The sequence below is a fragment of the SAR324 cluster bacterium genome (assembly GCA_029245725.1).
GTDB lineage: Bacteria > SAR324 > SAR324 > SAR324 > NAC60-12 > JCVI-SCAAA005.
In genome coordinates this window covers 12,793-34,671 of record JAQWOT010000201.1, presented here as the reverse complement: position 1 = coordinate 34,671, position 21,879 = coordinate 12,793, and the positions used below count along the sequence as shown (strand labels likewise).

Annotated in this window: 23 protein-coding genes; 9 read left to right on the top strand and 14 right to left on the bottom strand. The window is 45.7% G+C overall.

Going from position 1 to position 21,879, the window contains the following annotated elements:
• Positions 1-5: 5 nt before the first annotated feature.
• Positions 6-353 (bottom strand): 4a-hydroxytetrahydrobiopterin dehydratase, encoded by a 348-nt coding sequence (locus P8O70_10725; protein ID MDG2197347.1) that lies wholly within the window; start codon positions 351-353, stop codon positions 6-8.
• Between the two features lie 222 nt (positions 354-575).
• Between P8O70_10725 and P8O70_10720 the strand changes: the two genes are divergently transcribed.
• A complete protein-coding gene (locus P8O70_10720) occupies positions 576-1,061 on the top strand; it encodes an alpha/beta hydrolase (GenBank protein ID MDG2197346.1) in 486 nt (161 codons plus the stop codon).
• Between the two features lie 266 nt (positions 1,062-1,327).
• On the opposite strand, the gene P8O70_10715 is transcribed toward P8O70_10720, so the two are convergent.
• The 5 genes from P8O70_10715 to P8O70_10695 form a co-directional block, all read right to left on the bottom strand.
• Positions 1,328-3,130: an aminopeptidase P family protein gene (locus P8O70_10715; GenBank protein MDG2197345.1), complete on the bottom strand. Its 1,803-nt coding sequence runs from the start codon at positions 3,128-3,130 to the stop codon at positions 1,328-1,330.
• A 77-nt stretch (positions 3,131-3,207) separates the two neighbouring features.
• Positions 3,208-3,636: a hypothetical protein gene (locus P8O70_10710; GenBank protein ID MDG2197344.1), complete on the bottom strand. Its 429-nt coding sequence runs from the start codon at positions 3,634-3,636 to the stop codon at positions 3,208-3,210.
• Positions 3,637-3,726: 90 nt separating this feature from the next.
• Complete coding sequence (locus P8O70_10705) at positions 3,727-4,323, bottom strand: hypothetical protein (protein ID MDG2197343.1); 597 nt, start codon at positions 4,321-4,323, stop codon at positions 3,727-3,729.
• Positions 4,320-5,660 (bottom strand): tRNA (N6-isopentenyl adenosine(37)-C2)-methylthiotransferase MiaB, encoded by a 1,341-nt coding sequence (gene miaB, locus P8O70_10700; GenBank protein MDG2197342.1) that lies wholly within the window; start codon positions 5,658-5,660, stop codon positions 4,320-4,322. The genes P8O70_10705 and miaB overlap by 4 nt, the downstream gene beginning before the upstream one ends.
• A gap of 23 nt (positions 5,661-5,683) precedes the next feature.
• The gene (locus tag P8O70_10695) at positions 5,684-6,079 is read right to left on the bottom strand and encodes a hypothetical protein (GenBank protein ID MDG2197341.1); all 396 of its coding nucleotides are present in this window, start codon (positions 6,077-6,079) and stop codon (positions 5,684-5,686) included.
• 209 nt (positions 6,080-6,288) lie between these two features.
• Between P8O70_10695 and P8O70_10690 the strand changes: the two genes are divergently transcribed.
• Together P8O70_10690 and argB are read left to right on the top strand one after the other, a co-directional pair.
• A complete protein-coding gene (locus tag P8O70_10690; protein MDG2197340.1) occupies positions 6,289-8,166 on the top strand; it encodes a LysM peptidoglycan-binding domain-containing protein in 1,878 nt (625 codons plus the stop codon).
• Between the two features lie 47 nt (positions 8,167-8,213).
• Positions 8,214-9,086: an acetylglutamate kinase gene (argB, locus tag P8O70_10685; GenBank protein MDG2197339.1), complete on the top strand. Its 873-nt coding sequence runs from the start codon at positions 8,214-8,216 to the stop codon at positions 9,084-9,086.
• Here the strand turns inward: argB and P8O70_10680 are convergent.
• The 8 genes from P8O70_10680 to cyoE form a co-directional block, all read right to left on the bottom strand.
• On the bottom strand, positions 9,083-10,060 hold the full coding sequence (locus tag P8O70_10680; GenBank protein ID MDG2197338.1) for a L,D-transpeptidase family protein: 978 nt from the start codon (positions 10,058-10,060) through the stop codon (positions 9,083-9,085). The genes argB and P8O70_10680 overlap by 4 nt on opposite strands.
• Before the next feature lie 24 nt (positions 10,061-10,084).
• Positions 10,085-10,306: a hypothetical protein gene (locus P8O70_10675; GenBank protein MDG2197337.1), complete on the bottom strand. Its 222-nt coding sequence runs from the start codon at positions 10,304-10,306 to the stop codon at positions 10,085-10,087.
• A gap of 5 nt (positions 10,307-10,311) precedes the next feature.
• Positions 10,312-10,911: a heme-copper oxidase subunit III gene (locus P8O70_10670; GenBank protein MDG2197336.1), complete on the bottom strand. Its 600-nt coding sequence runs from the start codon at positions 10,909-10,911 to the stop codon at positions 10,312-10,314.
• A 3-nt stretch (positions 10,912-10,914) separates the two neighbouring features.
• Positions 10,915-11,265 carry a cytochrome C oxidase subunit IV family protein gene (locus tag P8O70_10665; protein MDG2197335.1) on the bottom strand — a complete coding sequence of 117 codons (351 nt, stop codon included), beginning with the start codon at positions 11,263-11,265 and terminating at the stop codon, positions 10,915-10,917.
• Between the two features lie 2 nt (positions 11,266-11,267).
• Entirely contained in the window at positions 11,268-11,861 is a 594-nt protein-coding gene (locus P8O70_10660; protein MDG2197334.1) for a cytochrome c oxidase subunit 3, read from the bottom strand.
• Positions 11,862-11,916: 55 nt separating this feature from the next.
• Positions 11,917-13,632 (bottom strand): cbb3-type cytochrome c oxidase subunit I, encoded by a 1,716-nt coding sequence (locus tag P8O70_10655; GenBank protein ID MDG2197333.1) that lies wholly within the window; start codon positions 13,630-13,632, stop codon positions 11,917-11,919.
• A 25-nt stretch (positions 13,633-13,657) separates the two neighbouring features.
• Positions 13,658-14,425: a cytochrome c oxidase subunit II gene (locus tag P8O70_10650; GenBank protein MDG2197332.1), complete on the bottom strand. Its 768-nt coding sequence runs from the start codon at positions 14,423-14,425 to the stop codon at positions 13,658-13,660.
• Between the two features lie 132 nt (positions 14,426-14,557).
• The gene (cyoE, locus tag P8O70_10645; GenBank protein MDG2197331.1) at positions 14,558-15,460 is read right to left on the bottom strand and encodes a heme o synthase; all 903 of its coding nucleotides are present in this window, start codon (positions 15,458-15,460) and stop codon (positions 14,558-14,560) included.
• A gap of 336 nt (positions 15,461-15,796) precedes the next feature.
• On the opposite strand from cyoE, the gene grxD reads away from it, so the two are divergent.
• The 6 genes from grxD to P8O70_10615 all read left to right on the top strand — a co-directional run bounded on the left by grxD (position 15,797) and on the right by P8O70_10615 (position 21,813).
• Positions 15,797-16,513 (top strand): Grx4 family monothiol glutaredoxin, encoded by a 717-nt coding sequence (gene grxD / locus P8O70_10640; GenBank protein MDG2197330.1) that lies wholly within the window; start codon positions 15,797-15,799, stop codon positions 16,511-16,513.
• A gap of 18 nt (positions 16,514-16,531) precedes the next feature.
• Positions 16,532-16,909: an iron-sulfur cluster assembly accessory protein gene (locus tag P8O70_10635; protein ID MDG2197329.1), complete on the top strand. Its 378-nt coding sequence runs from the start codon at positions 16,532-16,534 to the stop codon at positions 16,907-16,909.
• Positions 16,887-17,528 carry a YggT family protein gene (locus P8O70_10630; GenBank protein MDG2197328.1) on the top strand — a complete coding sequence of 214 codons (642 nt, stop codon included), beginning with the start codon at positions 16,887-16,889 and terminating at the stop codon, positions 17,526-17,528. Before P8O70_10635 ends, P8O70_10630 begins: the two co-directional genes overlap by 23 nt.
• 66 nt (positions 17,529-17,594) lie before the next feature.
• Positions 17,595-20,351, top strand: coding sequence for a Calx-beta domain-containing protein (locus tag P8O70_10625; protein MDG2197327.1), 2,757 nt, complete (start codon positions 17,595-17,597; stop codon positions 20,349-20,351).
• Between the two features lie 244 nt (positions 20,352-20,595).
• Complete coding sequence (locus P8O70_10620) at positions 20,596-20,808, top strand: helix-turn-helix domain-containing protein (GenBank protein ID MDG2197326.1); 213 nt, start codon at positions 20,596-20,598, stop codon at positions 20,806-20,808.
• Positions 20,809-20,880: 72 nt separating this feature from the next.
• Positions 20,881-21,813 carry an ROK family protein gene (locus P8O70_10615; GenBank protein ID MDG2197325.1) on the top strand — a complete coding sequence of 311 codons (933 nt, stop codon included), beginning with the start codon at positions 20,881-20,883 and terminating at the stop codon, positions 21,811-21,813.
• Positions 21,814-21,879: the final 66 nt, after the last annotated feature.

The following is a 21,879-nucleotide window of genomic DNA, read 5'->3' as shown; positions in this document are numbered from 1 at the left end:
TCACATCAGGTAGCAGTAAATTCATTTGCGTGAATCAGGTCACTCTTGGCAGCCATGATGAAATCACTCTCCACCAAGCCATCAATCTTGTGCGTCCAGTAGCTCACACGTACGTTGCGGAAGGATAATATCAACTCAGGGTGATGGCCTTCTGATTCTGCTAGATTCGCAATTAAATTCGTGAAACGAAGAGCTTCTTGGTAAGAGGGAAAGGCATAATCTTTCTGAAGATGGTGCTTGTTGATCATCTTCCAGTCATTCTGCAATTCTTGGAGCAGCACTTCTAGCACATCTCCTTTAAGCGGTGGAACACCTCCACAGCAAGGCACACACTGCCTTTGGGACAACTCCATTATTCTCTTCTCCTTGAATTCGCTTGCTGCAAAATAAAGCCCACTGCAAACTATTGAAACACTTCTATTTTGCCTGGGCTAACCAGTATTTCGCAAATCAATTCCCCTGCACTCAGAAATATGACAACTCCTGAATCTCACTATGTGTTGTGCTGTGAACGAGAACTCCATGTAGAAGTTTGGAATCCTGCTGCAAGTGAAACTCTGGTCCTCTAGCACGGATTGACACGCACAGGAAGAGACTTTCGTACACTGGCAACCCATCTCTCTCCACACTATCGCCTGCTAATTCCTGATACTCTTGGACGAGGTCATTCGCAGTGGGCACAAGATCCAATGACGGAATATACCGTCCCATTCTACATGAAACAGGCAGTTGCCCTATTAGAGCATTTTCAGGTCAAGCGTTGTGGCTGGATCAGAACTTCGATGGGTGGGATCATGGGCATGCTGCTTGGAGCCACCAGTTTACAGAAGCACTTGGTGGGATTCGTGATCAACGATATCGGTCCGGAGTTACCTACTGGAGCGATTCAGCGGATTGCCAGCTACGTTTCCAGGCCCCCAACTTTTAACAATTTTCAGGAACTGAAGCAGTATTTTCAGCAGGTCTACCAGCCTTTTGAGTGGCTCAGTGATCAGGAATGGCAGGAGTTGGCAATTTCCTCAGCTAGGAGGAAAGATGATGGTAGATGGACTGTTCACTAAGATGTACGTTTATCAGAATACTTTGCCCAAGCGTCCCAAGGAGGAGATCTGTGGGAGATCTATGAGCAGATTTGTTGTCCAGTGATGATTCTTCGAGGTGAATTTTCCGATATACTGACTCCCAGTGTTGCAGACCAAATGACGACTAGAGGACTAATGGGAAAGTTATTTACCCTCCCTAACTGTGGGCATGCACCCTATCTGAACACTCCCGAACAAATCGGTCTTCTAAAGAAATTCTTGCAGGAGACTTTCCACCAAGCTTCCTAAGCAGCCACCTGTAACCGCTGCGACCAGTCACAAGCTTGCTGGAGATACTCTTTCTCCCCGTCTTCATTGAGGAGTGGTGAAATCTCTTCCCAAACTCGCTTGTGATAGTGCTGCAACCAATTCCATTCGTCTTCTGTAAGAAGTTTTTCACAGACTAGCTTACGCTCAAAGGGGATCAGGGTCAGGGTGTCAAAGCAAAGCCACTCTTTGCCATCTGGATGCTTAGGATGCTGGGCAGCTGGCTGCACGACGTAGAGATTTTCCAAACGAATTCCTCCCCAACCCGTGCGATAGTATCCAGGCTCATTGGAAATAATCATTCCAGACCGAAAGCCAACATCTCCGGCAAAGGCCGATATGCGTTGTGGTCCTTCATGTACCCCGAGGAAGGCTCCTACGCCATGACCCGTTCCATGTCCGAAATCAAGTCCTTCATTCCATAACAAAGATCGAGTCACACCATCCAGTACCGCACCATTCGTACCCTCAGGAAAAACCTGGCGAGCAAGTCGAATATGTGCTTGCAACACCCTCGTATAGCATCGTTGCTGCTCAGCATCAGGCTCTCCCCAGATCATCGTACGAGTCGCATCGGTTGTTCCTCCCCCACACTGAATACCAGAGTCGACCAATAGGAATTCACCATCTGTCAGAATTTTTGCTGCACTCGGATTGCTGTAATGAACAATCGCTGCGTTGGCACCAACTCCAGCAATTGTTTCAAAGCTCAAATCTGCAAAATCTGGTCGTCTCTCATAGTAGCTACGTAGCCATCCAGCATATTGTTGTTCGCTTACCTGTTCACTGTTCTGCTGGGCTTGCTTCAATCTAGCAAGACTCTGAATTTTCCCAACTGCTGCCTGTCGGTGAGCGTAGCGAATACGCTGCAATTCGACTTCATTCTTCAAAGCACGTGGCATGATAACTGGACTTTCTGCTTCCAATACCTGGGCAGATTGATCTTGTAATAACAGCAAGGTGCCCATTGTAACACCCTGCGGGTCCAACCACACACATGCAGAAGCATCCTCTGCTAATTGCTTTAAGGTGAGAGCGTAGTCCTCATATGAATGAAACGTCCAATCCGTTAGTGATTTTAGTTCTGCGCTAGTAGGAAAATGACAAAAGCAGATTGCTTCTGTCTTGGAAATCAGCGCATAGGATTCGAAGACTGGATTACAAGGAACATCTTTTCCCCGCAAATTAGTCAACCAGGCAATCTCATCTAGCTGGGTCAATAATAAATGCGTAGCCTGATGTTTATCTAATTGGTCACGCAATTCAGTCAACTTTTCTGAGGTGGAACGACCCGTCCAAGAAAGTGGCAACAAATTAGGCTCTACCCGTTCAGGTGTCGCAATTGATCCGGTCTGATCAACCAAGTTACCAAGCACTGGTACCAACTCCGACTGGCAACTCACCAACGCCTGTGACCAACGCCTCCAACTCCGTGGGCTAACTGTGAATGGATCTACTCCGAAACGACACCCAGTCGATTGCTCTGCAAGCCATTCCACAACGTCTGGAACTCCGGCGAGCCCTAGCTTTCGGATTTCAAAATGCTCTCCGCTTTGCGCATCTGCTTGAATATGGTAGCGAGAATCCACAAATAGTTGCGATCGTTCTTCCCGCTGAACAATCGCGATACCAGCAGATCCATTGAATCCACTCAATGCTTCCAAACGACGGTGGTGTAGAGGCACGTACTCGTTGAGGTGCTCATCTGTCGTTGGCACTAAATAGCCATCTAATTCAGATTCCTGAATCAACTTCTGTAGCTGAGACAGACGACTAGACATTTGTAAATCTCTTTTGATTTGCGATTAGTTTGTGTTGGCCTTCGAGGCCAACACTTTTTGGGGAATGTGAGAAACAATCAGAATAGTTTGATCGGTGATTTGACACCTTCGGTAGGATAACGTGGGCGTGGGCGACTAGATGGACGTGTCCCATATTCTGGCTTCACTCTGAATGGATTGAAGTTCCGGCGTTGGGTATCATCATCTTCCAACACAGAGCGTCGGAGTGAACCGTAATTAAGCGGATAAATCGGTGGATTTCCTGTATTGCTCTCAACCATGCTGTTCACCGAACGGCCCCTACGAACCTCAGCTTGGTATGCTTGATCATAGTAACCACTTTGATAACCAGCACGAGACTGTGTTCGATGCTGCTGAAGTTGTTCATAGTTAATGCTTGGGCTTCGCGGCGCCATTGGCTTTCCACCAGTGATTCTTCGCGCTTCGACTTCCTGTACTCCAAGATAGAGCAACCCAAAGCACATCCATACAATCCATGGTTTCATAATCCTATCTTTCTTCTTCAATTTTGGTTTACGATAAGAGATGTGCAAATACTAAACAAATATTTTACCACCTTCTTCTATCGAAGATCTTTAGGTTAGACTACGAATCAAATCAATAGCCCATTCTTCTTCCTGATAAGCAGAAGAATCTGCAGCCACACCACCTTGTGAAATCAGAATTTCAGGGGCTTGGTCCAATGGCGGCTGTGTGGGCTTAGCACGCTTCACTGCTGTACGAGGAACTATCATCTGGACTTCTTCTTCACGCAGCGTCTGAATCATCTCACGCATCTTATAACTGCGCATCAACTGCCCTAGTATGCGTTTGGTGTAAAGATCCAGAAGATTGGGTCCCTCACGATGGAAAAGAGCAAACCATTGTAACGGCTCTTGAGTGTGGATCATCGCTGTACCATTGAAAAGCGGAAGAAAAGTCGCTGGCACCTCATCATTCCAAGCAATCAATGTACAGTCGCCAAAAGCCTGTTCCGGCGTTGCATGGTCATCTAGGAGCGTTTGAAGCAACTGCGGCCCAATATTGGGATAGGGCGTCAACAGGTTTCGCAGATGATCTCGGCGATTTCCTTGTTGCCAAGCTTCTACACAATGCGCCTCACACTCTCCCTCAACGTGGCAGATTGGGCAAACAAGATCTATTCGACTAGTGATCTGAAGTTGATTGATCATTTTGACAGTGGTTCTGCTTCCAGCAGGTAGGTTTTAGCTCCAGTGATCCGAACTGGCACTAATTCTCCTGGTTCAGCGGCACAGTTTGCAATCGCGACCGAGTGGTAACCTCGACTCCTTCCGTTGAGTCGATTTGGGTCCTTCAAATAAGGGCCTTCGACCAAGACCTCCTGCGAACTACCGATCAAAGCCTTATTTTTGGCTTTTACAATCGGCTCCTGTAACTCCAATAGCTGGCTCAATCTCTCGATCTTGACCTCTTCTGGCAACTGTCCTGAATATGCCGCCGCAGGTGTATCTGGCCGTGGAGAGTACTTAAATGCAAAGATCTGGTCATAATGGATGGTTTGGATCGCTTGCAAAGTCTGTTCGAAATCCTCTTCTGTTTCACCAGGAAAGCCAACAATCATATCGGTTGATAACGTTCCCTGTGGTACATAACGGCGATACAAGGCTACTTTTTCCAGATATTTTTCCAAGGTATACCAGCGACGCATTCGACGTAGCACACGATCTGAACCTGACTGCAGAGGTAGGTGGAGTTGTTCACATAGACTTGGTAACTCAGCAAATTCTTCCGCAAGTTCTTCTCGAAAATCTTTAGGATGTGGTGATGTAAATCTTATGCGTTGCAATCCTTCAATCTTGTCCATTCGCCGTAGCAATTGGACAAAGTCGACACCATCTGCCTTGTACGAATTGACGTTCTGCCCAAGTAAACAAATTTCACGAACTCCCTGGGCAACCAGATTTCTAGCTTCCTGCAAAATATTTTCTGGTTCCCGACTCACTTCCAAACCCCGTGTCATAGGGACAATACAAAAAGAGCAAAAATTATTACACCCTTTGGTGATCGCAAGATGAGCCTTCAGGTTAGCTCCTTTTGATAAAGAAACTTCCTCTGGGATAAAATTTCTAACTTTTTGACGAGGAGCTACACGATTTGTCCTTGCGATACGCTCTCCCTGAGCAACTTCTGCTAAGAGTTCAGGTAGTTCGAATAAATTATCTGTACCAAAGACCAAATCAACACTGCGTTCTCTTGCAAGAATTTGCTGACCTTCCTGTTGAGCAACACACCCACCAACTCCAATTTTCAGCTTAGGATTAGCTTGCTTTAGTTTCCGCAGCCTGCCTAGCAGGCTATAAACTTTTTGTTCTGCCTTGTCTCGAACAGAGCAGGTATTCAGCAGAATCAAGTCAGCTTCTCCAGCCTCATCTGTGTACTGGTAATTTTCCTGATTCAAGATTTCAAGCATCTTGTCGCTATCGTACTCGTTCATCTGACAACCAAAGGTTGCTATGTGCACCTTACGTTGAGGCAAAGTCGATTTCATGAAGTAGTCAAATTGGTTAAGTATTAGTTTAGTTCAACAGACTGTAACGGACTTAGATCCATTTCTGCGGCACAGATAGAGCATGCGACATCCTGCAGATCCTGAGGATATTCCACATAATGAGACTTACCATTATTTATCCAGAGTGTCTCCTCGAATTGTAAGCCATGGGCTGTTGGACGGACAAACTCATACCATTCTGTGCGATACAAGTTCTGCAAGCTTTTCAGCACAAAGTATTGGCCACTCTCATCCCTGAATCCACGATCAGGCTGAGCCATTACTTTCGACTCCTCAGTACGTTCTAAGATCGCTCTAAAGTCGAATTTACCCCATAAGAAATGAACTGAAGGCGTAACAGGATCGCGATCAACTTGAAAAACAAAATAGTTTTGACGTCGGAATGTATAAGAATTCAATGTAGCCTCTTTTACTCAGTACCAGTGGACTTAAATTTGATTAAATTGACCTAATGGATCTCTTTTTTGCAAGAAAAACTTTAGTCTACAAGCTGAATTACAGTGAAAAACTCTTTTTTCTTTTGTGTCATTTATCTTGCAAGAAATCAGGTATATAGGAATGATTTTTTGATTAATTCATTCACAAAAATGCTCTCTTTAAAGAGACAATGACGCTTCGCTCACTGCAATTCCTCATTCTGCTAGTAATCTTTTGCTGGGGTCCTCCACTACCCAGTTTCGGAGAATCCTCGGACCAGATTAGCACAGGCAAAGGAAAACCCTCGCTCCAGGCGATTGCAGATCAAAGATACTACGACATTCCCATCAAGCTCAATAAGCGAGTGCAACAGATGCTACGCTACTACACCGAGCGTAAGCATTCCATTCTTGACCGTGGACTTGCTCGTTCTGGGCGATACATGGATATGTTCCGCAGAGAACTACGAGCTTGGGGCCTTCCACAGGACTTGGTTTTCGTTGTGGCAGTGGAAAGTAACTTCAATGAACGTTCTGTCTCAGTCAAGCAAGCAGTCGGACTCTGGCAGTTCATGTCAACCACAGCACAGCAATATCAGCTTAGGGTGGATCCTTGGATTGATCAACGCAGAGATCCACTCAAAGCGACACGTGCTGCCGCACAGCACTTCAAATACCTTTACGAAATTTTTGGTGATTGGGAACTTGTGCTGGCAGCCTATAACGCTGGTGAAGGAAGAGTCCAGCGTGCGGTTAAACGAGCCAAGCAGCGAAAAAAACCAACTGACTTCTGGTCGCTATCTTTACCTCGGGAAACGCGGAGCTACGTTCCAGCAATCATGGCTACCGCAATCATCTATAAGAACTTAGATTATTTCGGAATCACTGGTGTTACACTAGAACCTCCAATGGAACAGTCACAGTTCCAAGTACCTGTCGACTTTTCCTTCCAAGAAGTTGCTCAACGTGCGGGAATGCCACTAGACGAATTACTCACCTACAATATGGCATATCTCCGGGAGATGCCGCCCATTGATCAGAAACATTACACTATCTACCTTCCACAGAAATATCAGCCTGCACTGTGGCAATCTCTTCGCCAGTATGGTGAGCCTTCTTCCCACTGGCTCCAGCACTACAATAGCATGCTGCAAGACACTCCAGAGAACCTACAAACTCTTGAGCGCCATGGCGATTTGAAATATGTACGTGTGCAGCGAGGAGAGAATCTATCGACAATTTCACGCAAGTACAACACAACCATCACAAGGCTACTGCGCTGGAACCGAATCCCTAAAAACCAGCTTCTGCAAGTTGGACAACGCCTCAAGATGTATGTTGTCAATCGTAAGGTCTTGGAGGAAGTACGAGAAAAAAATCAAAACTTGGAAGAGCGCATCCGTGGGACACAGTTTGTCATCCGGGTTCCCAAAGGAGCAACTCTCTCTGAACTGGCAGAGCGATACCACACAAATATCAAAGAGCTAATGACGATCAATCATTTACGCTCACCAATGGATCTGCAAGCTGGCCAGTCACTAAAGATTTATCCTCGCCCCAAAACGATTCAAGTTCCCCAAGGAGCAACACTGTCTAACTTAGCACAACGCTATGATGTTTCTGTGAAAGAGTTGATAGGTTGGAATAATCTCGCTGCTCCTAATGCTTTGCAGGCGAACCAAACACTAATCATTGCTCCACCGCCTGAACCAACCTCTCAACAATTGGTTCAGGAAAAACAGGTCAGAATAAGGGTTCCCCAAGGAGCAACCCTCTCTGAACTGGCAGAACGCTATAATGTGACTGTCAGTAAATTGATGGAATGGAACAATCTGAAAAGTTCTGATTCACTACTTGCAGGACAACAACTCACCGTATTTAGAGAGATCACACAAAACAACAAAGCAACCCACAGAATTATCCAGGTGCGTATGGGTGATACTCTCTGGGATATTGCTAGAGAACATAGGACTTCTGTTGAGCAACTCTTGGTTCTTAATGATCTTGAAGGAAACGAGCCATTACGACTTAACCAAAAGTTAAAGGTACCTGTCCGACCAGATATTTGAGCAACATACCCATAATCCTTCCTTTTCTGTCTCATTCGAAATCCCCAATGAAAATCAGTCACCGGGACAAGAAAGATCTACTGATTGAGGCTCTATCCTACATTCAGCGCTTCCGTAACCAGATCATCGTCATCAAGTACGGAGGAGCCGCAATGATCGAGGAAGCCCTGAAAACCAGCTTTGCCCAAGACATTGTGCTGTTACAATCCTTAGGAATGAGACCAGTCGTTGTCCATGGTGGTGGTCCAGAAGTATCGAAGGTGATCCAGAGCCTAGGCCAGGAAGTGACCTTTGTTGATGGGTTGAGAGTAACAACCGCAGAGAATTTGAAGGTTGCTGAAATGGTGCTCTCAGGAAACCTCAATAAAGAGATTATCGCTCATTTACAGACTTTTGGGGGAAAGGCAGTAGGACTTAGTGGGAAGGATGGAAATCTGATTCAAGCTGACAAGAAAAAGCACGCCAGTGGCATCGACCTTGGCTATGTAGGTACTATCAGACAGATCAATCCCGAACTACTGCATCTACTGATTCGAGAGCAGTTCATTCCAGTTGTCTCGCCAATAGGGATGGGGAGTAGTGGTGAGACCTACAACATCAATGCCGATACTGTCGCAGCTGCAATTGCAGTTGCGTTAGAAGCACGCAAGGTGATTTTCATGACTGATGTTGATGGGGTGTTATCAGATGGAAAAGAGTTGATTTCCTATCTGGATACGGCTACTGCGGAGAACTTGATCGCCAACAAGGTGATTTCAGGTGGGATGGTCCCTAAAATTCAGGCTGCGTTGGATTGCGTTAAAGCCAACGTTCGTTCAGCTCACATCATTAACGGAACAGATCCGCACTCTGTGATTGCTGAACTATTTACTGATCAAGGGATTGGAACGCAGATAGTGAGGGTTGAAGGAGAGGCTTAAATTTCATCAGTTTCAGATTTAGAGGCGTCAGCTGTTTTTGGAATAATAGCTAGATTTTCATAAGGTTCCCAATTTTCGCTGATAATTCGAAAATCCTGTACGTCCACTTGAAACTCTAAATATAACGTTTTCCAACCTAAATCACTAAAATCTGAAGAGCTATATTTTTGGAGAAAATGAACAAAGTAAGTATCCTTACTATATAGGAAGGTTAGATTCGAAGCTTGTATTTTCCGACTTTTATTTCGCAGATTAATTCTCTTCTTGTAGTGTAGCCATCTCTTCTTATCGAAATTTTCGTTTGTAAACCTACTTGAATAGTAATTTATGTAGTCTTCCACATTTGGATTTTCCCAAGCATCTATCCAGGTGACAACAAAATTTTTCAGCCTCTCTATTTCAGCTAGATGCTGATGTTCCTCCAATTTTTCTACTGATTCATCAATCAGAATCAAAGTGTTTGGCAGTTGTATATACTGCGCAATCTCTAAAAAATTTTCATTACTGACTGAAACACATCCCTCTGTTGGAATAGGCTGATCGCCCTCTGTACCATGCAACCAAATTCCATAGCCTGTCTTGTCGTGGAAGAGACGATCTATCAAGTTTGGGTAGTTTAGTGGGAATGCTCCTGCACCATAGGGTTTTGCTTCCTTAACACCATACATTCCTATCAAATCTTTCTCTGACCAAACGTCCGTAAACCAGTAGATCCCCGTTGGTGTCTTCAGATCTCCTTCTTTGAACTTGTCACCTGGCACTTTTCCCGTTGTACACGGATATGCAGCGATCATCTCCCACTTCGGATAGCCTCGATAGACTGCGATTTGGCAGTCTTTTTTATCAACCAGTAAAAATGTAAGATCTGGATTTTTGGAAAGGAGAAGATTGCGGGGTAGAGCGAGCGCTAAGCTTGTTATTGAAATAAAGAACAAAAGCGCAGGGATTGCCAAAAGATGGCGAGGAGGCAACATGTACTCGTCCTGACGGAATGAAGCTTAACTTTGATCAACCGCATCATGCTTCTGCTGCAGCTTCCGTACCCAGTAGAAGCCACCAATCAGCATGGCTACTGGCAGTACAGTCAAGAAAGCTGTCGTCAGGTAAAATGCGGCTCTCGTATTCTCTGAGGAAGAGAAACAAACCGCACAGGCTTGTACGTCGAAATTCAGGAATAAACTAGCCAGGCCAGTAATCACAATAGTAGGAACGGCTCTCACAATCCTCAAAGCAAGTAAACAAGTGTATATAAAACTGGCCAAACTCCAACCACAAAATACCAAAAGATTTGGGCTGCACGAAGGTTGTCAATTGTCAGTTGCTGGGAGGTAGAGTTGAGCCTTCTCAAACAAACAAGTAAAGCGAGCAGCCCTCCAATCACATGCAGCCCGTGAGCTCCGATGATCAGATAGAAGACACCTCCATAGGTACTGGAAGTAATGGTCAGCCCAAAACTAATCAACTGGATCCACTCGTATCCCTGCACACTGACAAAGACTGTTCCCAGAGCAATCGTCAAAGCAAGCAACTGCTTAGACTGTGATGCCTGCGAAGGGAATACCTTTACAGACCGATGCAGACAGAAGGCGCTCACCAAGAGAGTCAAAGAGTTCAATGCTGTTGCGAACACTGGAAGCCGAGGCTGACCCCATGGAGGCCACTCTTCGGCGCCAGAGCGGATAATCATATAGGCGCTGATCAGTGCTGCAAAGAACATCACTTCTGTCATGATCAGAATGACAGTCGCAAAAATGCTGCTTGAAACCAGTTGTCTACGTTCAGCATTCGAATTTGCTGGAATCTCAGGAGCTACGAGTAAAATCATGAATTACCGAAGTTGACCATCGACGTACCTTTGTTGCTCCGCACAGGTATTGTTAGAGATACAGTCTTGCCAGTTCTGGCCATCAGCCTTCATCACATCACCGGCAACGCCAAAAAAGAATACTCCAAGTAAAACAGTAGAAATTAGCAGTAGGAACCAGACGTATTTCTTCTCAAAGTTGAGATGCATGAAGTAAGCAGCGACATAATAGGTCTTTATAAGTGCAATTCCGAAAGCAGTCAATAGCGTGAGCCACGGAATTCCTAGCTCTGGCCCAATGATACTGACCACCAAGAGTACTAAGAGAAGTACCCAAATCTTTACATAATTTGGATGTGCGTGTGCTCCAGCCATATTCACTTTGCGATGTAGAGGAGTGGGAAAAGGAAAATCCAGACGATATCAACAAAATGCCAGTACAGCCCGATCAATTCAACCCTGTGTGGATTGAAGCCTTTCCTGAGGTCAAAGGAGATCAAAGCCATAATGACCATACCTCCGATCACATGCAGAGCATGTAGTCCTGTTGCCGTATAGTAGAAAGACCAGTAAGTATTGGTCAAAGGAGTCTTCAGCAGTTCTGGATCATCAGCGAAGAGTTTTGAGGAATATTCGTAATATTTGACCAGCAAGAAGACGAGGCCCCCACCAATTGTGTACCAGATAAATTTAAATGCCCGGTCAAAATCCTTCTTCTCTGCAGCGTCGTGTGCTAATACGATGAAAAGGCTGGAAGTCAGCAGGACGAATGTATTGAACGCACCTGCTGGAACTTTCGTAAAAACAGCTTCCCCGCCCCACCAAGGATTGTTTAGGCGGTACAGAATGTAGCAAGCAATCAATCCACCAAAGATGAAAATCTCCGAGGCTAGTAGCCACCATACCGCAAGTCGTCCAGTTGGGATTCCAGTTGCTGAACGGCTGGTTGCTAGAGGTCCTTGCATAGACATAACGATTTCTCAGAAAGTCATTAAGGGAAGAAACAAAGTTCTCCCTTGTTCATAATCAGTTGCGATCAGGCATATTTTGAGGCCAGTAGTCTTCCTTATTACCAGGAACGCTGTACTCATAGGGCCCACGGTAAACGGTAGGAAGTTCCGCAAAGTTTCCGTGGGGAGGAGGCGATGGAACTGTCCATTCTAGTGTGTTAGATTTCCAAGGGTTCGCTAGAGCCTTTTCTCCTTTGAACATGCTGACGAAAAAATTGTATGCAAAGACGAATTGAAACAACAGCATTGTCACCATGGAAACCGTTGCAAAGACACGGATTCCTTGTAGATCGGCTGTAGCCAAGTCTGGAAAGTGCTGAAAATTATAAATTCGTCGGTGCTGTCCAGCCATTCCAACTAGGAAGAGAGGTAAGAATATACCATTGAACGGAATGATTGTACCCCAGAAGTGGATCTTACCTAACGTTTCATCCATCATTCTTCCAAACATTTTTGGATACCAGTAGTACAAGCCTGCGAACATCCCAATGATCGCAATGGGGAAAAAGGTATAGTGGAAGTGTGCGATTACAAAATAGCTGTCATGAAAATAGATATCCAAGGCACTAGAGCCAAGGTAGATTCCTGTGACACCACCAAGCAGAAAGGTAATTAAGAAACCCAGTGCCCACAGCATCGGGGTTCGGAATTCAATTGACCCTCCATAAAGCGTAGCTATGTAACTGAATAAAATTTCGGCGATAGGAATTGAAATCAGCAGGGTTGTAACGAGAAAGATGTTAGCCATGCGAGGGTCAATCCCAGCAATAAACTGGTGGTGCGCCCAAACCACAAATGCCAATCCGCCTGTTGCGAAGGTAGTGTAGAGAATTGTCTTGTAGCCAAAGAGTTTCTTGCGAGCAAAGGTTGTCATGATCTCAGCGACGATACCTAGGGCTGGAAGTAAGACCACATATACCTCTGGGTGACCAAAGAACCAGAATAAGTGCTGCCAAAGTATTGGATCACCACCCCCAGAAGGAACGAAGAAAGTTGTACCAATTCGCTGGTCCATCAGAAGCATGATCGATCCAGCTATCAATGGACCAACTGAAGCCATGAACATGATCGAAGCCAAGACAATCATCCAGACTACCATGGGAATGTCGGTCATCCGCATTCCTGGCGCACGAGCGTTCATTGAAGTAGTCACAAAGTTGATCCCTCCGATCAGGAAAGCCACAAACTCAAGGGCAACAGCAATTAACCAAAGCGAAGCTCCCCAGTCCGTCAAGTTGTACTCGGCTACTGCTGATAAGGGGGGATAAGAAGTCCAGGCTCCGCCAAATCCTCCACCTTGTACGAAGAAGGACATGAACAGGACTACTACACTGAGTAGAAAGATTTGGAAGGATAAACGATTCAATCTTGGAAAGACCATGTCGTCGCAGCCGATCATCAGTGGAATCAGGATGTTTCCGAAAGCAGCGATGAGTACGGGCATCGCCACCCAGAAAATCATGATTGAACCGTGGTTGGTGATCAGCATGTTGTATTCTCCCGGTCCGATCGTACCGTAGAGCGGAACTTCCATGCCAGGGAAAGCCAACTGCATACGAAAGGCATAGGCGAAGTACCCTCCGACAATTGCCATGAACATTCCCGTAAACATGTACTGCAGTCCAATGATCTTATGATCAGTGGGGAAGAAGTACTTCATTATAAAGCTTTGTTCGTGATGGTCATGTTCGTGAGCGGCATGACTATCATGGGTGACCGTCGTCTGTCCCATACTTTCTCCTAAAACACTTCTTGGTTTAGAAGCTGCTGAGCAGCTTGTCTGTGAAGGATTCGCTATTTGATGCCGTACTGACGGTCATCTTCTGAAGTCGTTTTTGATAATCACTTTCGTAGGTTCGGTTGCGGATCGACTCCATAGCAGCGTCATAGGACTGCTGATCCTCATGAACTACGATTGTTGCACCCATAATTCCGTGACCATATCCACAAATTTCTGCACATTGAATGTCATACACTCCCGTTTTGTTGGGCTCAAACCAGCCGGTAATCGTACGTCCAGGGATAGTGTCCTGCCGCAGTCGAAAGGCTGGAACAGAGAAGTTATGCAGAACATCACGAGATTCTAGTTCGAAGTGATAGACAGTGTCTTTCTTCACATGCAGGTCATTGACATTAGAGATATCATCTTCGGTACCCAGTTTGCCATCAGGCCCTGAATGGATGAAGAACCAGCTCCATTGCTGCCCCACTACTCGAATCTTATCCTCTGCTTGAGGTAAGGTTTGTTTCACATCTACCCAAACCATTACCGTAAAAACGATAATAACTACGTCAAGTGCGATCACGGAGTAGTGTGGATAGTGCGTCCATTTCTTCTGAGAATGTGGATCACCTGAGATGTAAGCAGCTCGCACACCTTCTTTTCGTCGGAAACGAACCATGAAATAGGTCATCACTGCCAATACCATCACGAACCAAAAACCCACAATGATCGTGATCATATCGAACAGGAAATCTATGTCGCCAGCATACGTTGAAGCACCAGGCACAAAATACTCAATCATTTTAACTCCCTACAGCACATACAATATAACGGCTATGATGAATAGCGCACACCCCGCAGCCACGAGTCTGAAGGCTTTACTGGCCAACTCGTCACTATCGAGTTTCTTCATGATATGATCTTCCATCCTACCTCATAGAAATATTCGATCCAACGTCAACACCACACACCAGGCAGGCAGATAAATGATTGATGCGAAAAACACCTTTCTCGCATTCTGCTCATTGCGGTGCAGCCAGAATTGAAGAGTTGGCATCAAGAAACCGACTCCCAAAAGTGTAGCAACAACAAGAAAGAAAGGTCCTGCCTGTTCAAACCAGAATACGGAAGCACTGGCCAGAATCAGTAGGGTGATATGCAGTACCATGTGCACTGCAGTCAAGCGGCCATCTTCATCAATACTGGAGAGCATCCGGAATCCACCTTTATGGTATTCGTCCTGATACATCCAAGCAATGGCGAAAAAATGTGGCATCTGCCACAGGTAAAGTACCGCAAAGATTGGGAGTGCTCCCCAATCTAAAACTCCGGTTGCTGCACTCCAGCCCATCAGTGGAGGCAGGGCTCCAGTTATGGCACCAACCCAAGTGTTGGCAACCGTTTTTTGCTTCAATGGGGTGTAGAGCAAAAGGTATGTCAGGTGCGTCGCAGCACCCAAAAGTGCCGTGAGCCAGCCAGTGAATGCGAAAAGATAGCTAAAACCAACGATGCTTAGCGTAGCTCCTAATAAGATAGCTTCTTCTTCGCTGACTCGCCCCGTTGGGATCGGACGCTGACAAGTCCTACGCATGCGGCCGTCTTGCTCACGCTCAAACCACTGATTGAGCACATGCGCACCACCACCGATCAGAAGTGTACCAAGAATCAAGTGAAAGATCTTTGCTGGATCGCTGGTAACTCCGGGTAGGTAGTATCCCATCATCGCACTCAATACCACCATACCCAACAAACGTGGCTTGCAGAGGGTCCAGTAGTCACCCAGGCGACTACGCCACTGATCAATGGGGGAGAGGAAGGTGATTGACTTAGTTCTCATAGAATCCCTAAAGGTTTTTCAGAAATGGGATTACACAAAACCGGTGCACTTCTCGCAAGATAAAAAACCAACTCTTTCTACTTTTCATAGAATCAAATATTCTAATTTTACTTTTTTAATTTTAGCAGATGTCAACAAATCCTCAATTTTTTGGCGATGCCCAATTTTTATCTGGAACTTCCATCCGCAAGCTTGAGAAATAAAGGAAGTTTTTTTCATAGACAGATTCTCCAAATCATTCTCGATCCTTCATCTTCTGCGGCATCTGTACCGAAACTGATTTACTCCGAGTCAGAAATATGAGGATTATCAAGTAAGCAACAAGGAAAGGTAATCATGAAATTTAAGGTTGTTTCGGCTGATGCGACAGATTCATCACAATCTAGTGATGATTCGAAAGTTCGTATTGAAGGATTAATTGATAGTAGCCCTATTTTTCTATTCATGAAAGGCACCCCTGAAGCACCACAGTGCGGGTTTTCCTATCGTGTCTGTGAGGTCCTACGAGGGTGGAAAGTGCCATTTCACTCCTTCAATGTCTTGGCAGATCCTGATATTCGACAAGGCATCAAAGAGTTCACAAATTGGCCTACTATCCCTCAACTCTATGTAAATCGAGAATTTGTTGGTGGATGTGACATCATAGAGGAACTCTCACAATCCGGTGAACTACGAGAATTGCTGCAAGAAGCATATCCTGAGCAAAACTTTGAGCCTCCTCCTCCTCCCGCCCAAGTTCAGGCCATTTCGCCCACACAAGCCAAGCAAATGCTTGAAGAAAACTCTGAGCTAACGGTACTGGACATTCGTGAGCCTGATGAGCGAGAATATGCAAACCTGGAACGGTCTCAAGTACTTGATCACAAGCTCGCTGATGAAATTCTGAACCAATGGGATGCGAACACTCCCCTGCTGCTGATGTGCCATCGCGGTATCCGGAGTATGGAAGCTGCACAATTTTTTATTTCCCGTGGTTTTCAACAGGTTTTCAATATTGATGGTGGCATTGATCGTTGGTCTGACGAAGTCGATTCCAGTATTCCACGCTACTAAGTATTTTCTGAAAACAAAATGAACTCACCTACAATCGAACTTACACCGAGAGCAGCTGAGGTTTTTCGAGAAGCTTGTTCGGCAGAACAGAAAAGCCTAGCAGAATCCCGTCTGCGCATTGGAGCCAAGCCAGGGGGTTGCTCCGGCTATAAATACGAATTGGAATGGAACGCCTCTAAAGATCAACTGGAGAGTGATCTTCTGCTTGAATCACAGGGGGTCCAAATTTTGGTTGATCAGCTCTGCCTAGAGGAAGTTCTCGGCCCTCTAAAGATTGACTACAGTGACGCCAACCTTGTTGAGCAAGGATTCGTGTTCATTCAGCTCAGCAGCGGACGTCAATGTGGCTGTGGAGAGTCATTCACTCCAGTTCGTGACCTCCCCGCTTATGCCTGATTTGCTCGAACTGATCGCTAGCGGGACCTGCTTTGGTCTCTTTGTCTACAAGTGGATCATCATCATTGCTGTTGTCCTAACATGGGTCAGTGCAGATCCCTACAACCCGTTCGTGTCATGGATCAACCGAGTCACTCGACCTTTCTGGTATTGGTGTGAAAGATGGCTACCGCTCACCATGAGGCACTTCAGCGCCTACTTTTCTCTGCTACTGGTAATTTTTGGACAGGCGCTCATTCCAGCGTCTGTCCGTTCGATCAATCTGTTTCTGCAGGGGATAATTGAAGTAGATGCTTTGGCACTTCAGTTTGTTGGGCATCTCATCCAGTCTAATAGTATCATTGCCCAAAGTGTTTTCTTCTTCTTCATGCTGATCTTAGGCTTTTGGTTCTTCCTGACCCTGATCAATCCTGCTTACAATAATCCTATTGTTCAGGTCCTCCATACTTTGGCAGACCCACTGCTCTCTCCACTACAACGTTATCTTCCTCGAATGCGCTTCGACATCTCTCCTCTGGTTGGTGTGGCACTCTTCTATCTACTCAACGCCTATCTTGTACATCCTATCGCCTTCTACGGTGGGATGCTCTCCCAACCAGTCCAGCTCTGTGTCTACTGACTCTCCAGAAAAATGGTCGAATTTTTGAAAGGATTATAGCAGACGTCAACCCGAACTGACTGAGCTATGAACCTTTCCCAACGCCTGCTTTCTACCCTACTGATCTACCTTGGTATCAACCTCCCTTTCTCAGCAGTATTGGGACAAGAAAGTTCACTCATACAGTGTTCTGTGGAAAAACGTCGTGAATTGCGACTGCAGGGTTTACTAGACGATGTCATTGCCTGGCGTTGTGGTGATTTTCCAAAAGCTCGCATTCTAGCTCACTTGGAGGAATCATCCGTTCTGGAGGGAGATGAGGGAACTAACATCACAATTCAGCTAAACCGCCAACCTGCCTCCTCCGTCCGAATCAGCTTACGTAGCGCGCTGGCTGATGAAGTAATTCTGGACGCAGACGAACTAACCTTCACGACAAGTGACTGGAATCAGCCACGCCACATTCCAGTTAGAAGTATTGATGACGATATTGCAGCTGGTGATCGTACAGTAACCTTACAGCTTGCTGTAGCTGCCACGGAAGACACTCGCTTCCGACAAGCTGCTCCTGTTGGTCTTGTCCTGCAAAGTTTGGATAACGATGTAGTTGATTGGTCCGTAACTCGCCAACCTGGTCGACTACAAGAGGGAGGGGTTCCTGTCATATATGAAATTTCCCTACTCAGTCGCCCTATGAATCCCGTCACTTTACGGGTGGACAATAAGCATCCTGATTTCATCCAGGTTGCTCCAGATGAAATTCAAATTACTCCTGACAGTTGGCCAAAACCTCAATTACTTCGGGTTCAAGCAGTTGATGATCCCTTTGATAATCCAGATCGCCCTGTAGAAGTTCTTGCTTCGGTTAAATCAACCACAGATCAAAGCTACATCAAGCTTCCCCCACTTCGCTTACAATTGCTGGTCGAAGATGACGAAAATCCAGGAATTGTGATCGATCCAGAAAGAGGGGTAACAACTGAGGCAGGAGCCCAAGCCAACTTTGACTTGAGATTGCGAAGCCAGCCGCGCAGTCCAGTCCAGTTGAAAATTGAGTCTTCAGACGATACGGAAGGGAAAGTCTCTTCTCAGGAAATGCGCTTCACAGCTGCCGACTGGGATCGTACTCAGCAATTAGTCGTAGAGGGACTTGACGATCTTCAACAGGATGGTGACCAATCCTACGAATTATCAATTACAATAGATTCGACGGATGAGGCCTATCAGAAGCTATCCACCCTCCAAATTCCCTTGATTAACAGTGACGATGACATCGCTGCGTTAGAGTTGGAGAGCAGTTCAGATCAGATCAGCGAAGAGGGTGAGAGTTCTGAGGTATCCATTCGACTACTTAGTGAACCAAAGGGAGAAGTAATCGCAGAACTCTCTCTGGATAAAGCCGATGAAGCCACACTATTTCCAAACTCACTCACCTTTGACAAAAGTAACTGGAACGTTCGTCAACGGCTGCTGGTCGTTGGCAAAGATGATAATTTGGCAGATGGTGACCAAACCGTGACTATTTTTGTGAGAGTACTTGGGAACAGCCCAGAGTACGTTGCACTAGCATCCCAACAACTCACCCTAACTAATCGTGATGATGATATCGCAAGCATTCTGATCCGAGCACCTGAACGGCTCAGTACCAGTGAATCTGGAACTAGTGACCACTTTGAAGTGCTATTGCAGAGCAGACCTGAGGCTTTGGTGCGTATTCCTCTGCGCACCTCTCAGCCAAACGAGGTCAGCATCAATCCAGAGGCAATCGTCATCCAACCCGAAAACTGGGACCAACCTCAGCGAGTAAACATCCAAGGTTTAGACGATGAACGATTGGATGGTTCTCAATTTTTCTTGATAAATATTCTACCTGCTGAAAGTAACGATCAGCTCTACCAAGGTTTGGACGCAACAGATTTGGTTGGCACCAATGAAGACAATGACCAACCGGGCATACTAACTTCAACAGGAAACCTACGAGTAAGCGAAAGTTTTGGTGAAGACCAACTACAGGTCCGCCTGAATAGCCGTCCCAATGAAGCAGTGCATCTCCAGCTCAAGTCATCTGCTCCAGATGACTTCTCTGTGCTACCAGAACAACTGATTTTCACTCCGGAAGACTGGAATTTTGAACAGAGTGTGACTGTTCGTGGCCTACCAGATGAAGTTGCAGAAGCTAGTTCAACCTACCAGCTGTTGGTGTCCGTTACGCAGGGTGAAGAAAACTACAAAGGATTGGACACTGTTGAGGTCATTGTTGCTGTTGAAGACCAGACCCCTGAGCTACCACCAACGATGATCAGAGCTATGAGTGGTCTACAATATGTTGCTCTTGCTGGTCGAATGCAACGTGGTGAGTACTCAGAAACAGGAACAGATTTGAATCTCAGTGGCCAAAGCCAAGGACTGTACTACAATCATCATTGGGCCTCTCACCTAACAGTTGGGGTTGCCCTAGAAAGAGTAGAATTGACTGGGCAGAATCATACCCAGAATCGTAGTGTCGCAATTGAATTAGAAGAATACAGGCTGCAGGCATCCGGAGGCTACGCTTGGTATTTTTCGCCCGAATGGAGACTACAACCAGAGTTACGCCTCTCCTACAATTTTCTATCTGCTAAACGGACAGAAGAGGACTCCAACCAACGCCTTGAAGAAACATTGGATGGTAGAATTTTTACAGGTCAGCTTGGTTCCGGCCTGCACTATTTGGCAAATAAAACCTTATTTATTGGGGCTGGTATCTACCTTGACCCTAATAAGGTTTCTCTGGGATTCGCTGATGCAAAGGGAAATTATAACATTATCTGGAGCAGTGAGTTCATGGTTGGGCTCCAATTCTGAACAAAACAAACCCTGTCAAACAACCTATTCGCTACATTCACAGATTTCACATACGTCTGTCTGAGCACAACAATATCGTGAAAACCCTGCCCTGGCTGACTCCCTTCAAGCAGATCATCTTGTTCTTCGGCAATACCTAAGCAACTTCTCAATATAGCGCATCAATTTGTCAAAAGATTGACTTTGTCAACTTCTCTGGCAAATCCTTTGACACCAGCCATTTTTTCTAACAATTAAAGCCCCCATGGAATATTCGCAAAACGCAAGATTGGTTCTACAGTGCTTGCGACACCACGGAGAACTGTCCCGCGCAGAAATCTCAAGGATGACCGGTTTGAGCGCACAAACTGCATCCGTGCTCATGAATAAACTATTGAAGGACGAACTGGTTGTAGAAACCCACAAACGCTATGGGTCCATTGGCAAACCCGCAACCCAGATCCAACTTAATTCTTAAGGCGCTTACTCTCTGGGGATCAAGTTAGGACGTAAGGATATCACCATTGTATTAGTCGATTTCACGTGAGTCGTGATTGATCGTGTTTTTCTACAGCAAGATCTCTCACAACCTGAGGCTGAGATGGAACTCATTCTCCAGCAAAGCAACCAATTGTTTTCAAACAATCCAGGAAGCGCTCTTCGACTGGCAGGTATTGGAGTGGCAGTACCGTTTCGGTTGGAAGCATGGCACAATGAGTTAGGGCTGGACCAGGAAACATCAGACCGTCTCGCTGCTTGGGCAGGCTTTGATGTTGTTGATGCGCTGGAACAGAGCTTTGGCTGCGATGTATTCATGGAAAATGATAGAACAGCCGCTGCGATAGCAGAGATGCTTTTTGGGGTTGGCAAACGAGTGAATAATTTCGTCTACCTGTTCTTAGATGTAGTGATTGGGGGAAGGGTTGTTTGTGATGGAGACATCCTACGAGGAACCAACAGCAACGCAGGAGACTTAGCTCTGATGCAGATTGGTTCTCCAGGCCAGAGTAGCTTGCTGTTAGAGCATGCCTCCTTATTTCTACTGCTCAACAAACTAAGCAAAGCCGGAATCGAAAAATCAAAAATTACTCAACTTAGTGAAGACAGTAGTGAACAGCGTCAAATTTTTGATCAGTGGGTCGAACAGGCAGCACAAGCTCTCTCTTTGGCTGTTATCAATATCCACAGTCTGTTGGATACTGAAGCAGTGGTACTCACCAGTCGGCTGCCTCGTGAACTCATGCAATATTTTATTCAGCGGATGGAGGTCATACTGGAACAAGAACACCAACTAGATCTGGGTCAGAATCTCCCCAAGTTGCTGGAGGGAGAAAATCGGAGTGATGTTCATGCACTCGTACAGCCATGGTCCCCTACTATCACCGATATGCCACTACTTCTTCAATTCTGCCAAGACAGACTTTCTAAATACCGACTCATCTCTCTACTTTTTGAATTTCATATATTTAATCAAAAAGAATAGGCTGCTACCAAATCATTTTAACAAATCTGCTAGCAGACCACACTAACGACTAACTAGGCCTCTCTT

Coding starts and splice junctions, on each gene's coding strand:
- P8O70_10725 (MDG2197347.1), bottom strand. CDS start 353: ATGGAGTTGTCCCAAAGGCAGTGTGTGCCTTGCTGTGGAGGTGTTCCA.
- P8O70_10715 (MDG2197345.1), bottom strand. CDS start 3,130: ATGTCTAGTCGTCTGTCTCAGCTACAGAAGTTGATTCAGGAATCTGAA.
- P8O70_10710 (MDG2197344.1), bottom strand. CDS start 3,636: ATGAAACCATGGATTGTATGGATGTGCTTTGGGTTGCTCTATCTTGGA.
- P8O70_10705 (MDG2197343.1), bottom strand. CDS start 4,323: ATGATCAATCAACTTCAGATCACTAGTCGAATAGATCTTGTTTGCCCA.
- miaB (MDG2197342.1), bottom strand. CDS start 5,660: ATGAAATCGACTTTGCCTCAACGTAAGGTGCACATAGCAACCTTTGGT.
- P8O70_10690 (MDG2197340.1), top strand. CDS start 6,289: ATGACGCTTCGCTCACTGCAATTCCTCATTCTGCTAGTAATCTTTTGC.
- argB (MDG2197339.1), top strand. CDS start 8,214: ATGAAAATCAGTCACCGGGACAAGAAAGATCTACTGATTGAGGCTCTA.
- P8O70_10680 (MDG2197338.1), bottom strand. CDS start 10,060: ATGTTGCCTCCTCGCCATCTTTTGGCAATCCCTGCGCTTTTGTTCTTT.
- P8O70_10670 (MDG2197336.1), bottom strand. CDS start 10,911: ATGATTTTACTCGTAGCTCCTGAGATTCCAGCAAATTCGAATGCTGAA.
- P8O70_10665 (MDG2197335.1), bottom strand. CDS start 11,265: ATGGCTGGAGCACACGCACATCCAAATTATGTAAAGATTTGGGTACTT.
- P8O70_10660 (MDG2197334.1), bottom strand. CDS start 11,861: ATGTCTATGCAAGGACCTCTAGCAACCAGCCGTTCAGCAACTGGAATC.
- P8O70_10655 (MDG2197333.1), bottom strand. CDS start 13,632: ATGGGACAGACGACGGTCACCCATGATAGTCATGCCGCTCACGAACAT.
- P8O70_10650 (MDG2197332.1), bottom strand. CDS start 14,425: ATGATTGAGTATTTTGTGCCTGGTGCTTCAACGTATGCTGGCGACATA.
- cyoE (MDG2197331.1), bottom strand. CDS start 15,460: ATGAGAACTAAGTCAATCACCTTCCTCTCCCCCATTGATCAGTGGCGT.
- grxD (MDG2197330.1), top strand. CDS start 15,797: ATGAAATTTAAGGTTGTTTCGGCTGATGCGACAGATTCATCACAATCT.
- P8O70_10635 (MDG2197329.1), top strand. CDS start 16,532: ATGAACTCACCTACAATCGAACTTACACCGAGAGCAGCTGAGGTTTTT.
- P8O70_10625 (MDG2197327.1), top strand. CDS start 17,595: ATGAACCTTTCCCAACGCCTGCTTTCTACCCTACTGATCTACCTTGGT.
- P8O70_10620 (MDG2197326.1), top strand. CDS start 20,596: ATGGAATATTCGCAAAACGCAAGATTGGTTCTACAGTGCTTGCGACAC.